The following is a 1,153-nucleotide window of genomic DNA, read 5'->3' on the forward strand; positions in this document are numbered from 1 at the left end:
TCCTCGGCCCCAACGGCGCGGGCAAGTCCACCACCATGCGCCTCGTCCTCGGCCTTGACCGCCCCACCTCCGGCACCGCCACCCTCGACGGCCGGCCCTACGCCGAACTCCGCGACCCGCTGCGCCGGGTGGGCGCCCTGCTCGACGCCCGCGCCGCCCACGGTTCCCGCACCGCCCACGACCACCTGCTGGCCCTCGCCGTGAGCAACCGCCTCCCCGTCACCCGCGTCGGCGAGGTGCTGGAGCGGACCGGCCTCGCCTCGGTGGCCCGGCGCCGGGTGCGCACCTTTTCCCTCGGCATGCGCCAGCGCCTCGGCATCGCCGCCGCGCTGCTCGGCGACCCCGAGGTGATCCTGCTCGACGAACCCGCCAACGGTCTCGACCCCGAGGGCATCGTCTGGGTCCGCACGCTGCTGCGCGGGCTCGCGGCCCAGGGCCGTACGGTCCTGGTGTCCAGCCATCTGATGGGGGAGACGGCCGCCTTCGCGGACCACCTCGTCGTCCTCGGCCGGGGCCGCCTCCTCGCCGACACCCCGGTACGGGACTTCATCGACGCCCGCGTGCGCCCCCGGGTCCGGGTCCGCAGCACCGACGCCGGCGCGCTCGGGGTGCTCCTCGCCAGGCACGGGCACGAGGGGGAACGGGCGGCGGACGGCACCTGGACCGTACGGCACGCGCGCGTGGAAGAACTCGGGCGGCTGCTGGCGGGGGAGGGGCTGCCCGTGCTCGAACTCGCCGCCGAGGAGGCGAGCCTGGAGGAGGCGTACCTCGATCTGACGGCCGGCGAGGCCGAGTTCACCGCACAGCCGCAGGAGGTCTGACCATGCCGTTCCTTCCCCTACTGCACGCCGAGTGGATCAAGATCCGGACGCTGCGGTCGCTGCTCGGCGCGCTGGCGGCGCTGCTCGTCGTCACCGTGGCGTTCCCGGCGGTCACCGCAGCCCAGGCCGACCGGTCCGACCCGCTGTACTCGGTGTTCTCCGGCGTCAGCCTCGGCCAGGTCGCCGCCGTGGTTTTCGGCGCGCTGGCGGTGGCCGGCGAGTACCGGGGCGGTGCGCTGCGGCTGACGCTCGCCGCGGTGCCGGACCGGACGCGGTGGTTCGCCGCGAAGGCCGTCGCCGTCGCGCTGCCGGTGCTCGCGGTGGGGCTGCCG

The 1,153-nt window shown here is 75.7% G+C and carries 1 protein-coding gene and 1 pseudogene; both read left to right on the forward strand.

Annotated features, from left to right (window positions below; genetic code table 11):
- Positions 1-821, forward strand: an 821-nt coding sequence (locus tag GT030_RS03930) for an ATP-binding cassette domain-containing protein (protein WP_161199854.1), incomplete at its 5' end; no start/stop codon positions are given.
- A 2-nt stretch (positions 822-823) separates the two neighbouring features.
- Positions 824-1,153, forward strand: a pseudogene (locus tag GT030_RS03935) (ABC transporter permease); the annotation flags it as partial.

It is taken from the genome of Streptomyces sp. SID1328 (assembly GCF_009865595.1).
In the GTDB taxonomy this organism is placed as follows: Bacteria; Actinomycetota; Actinomycetes; order Streptomycetales; family Streptomycetaceae; genus Streptomyces; species Streptomyces griseoluteus.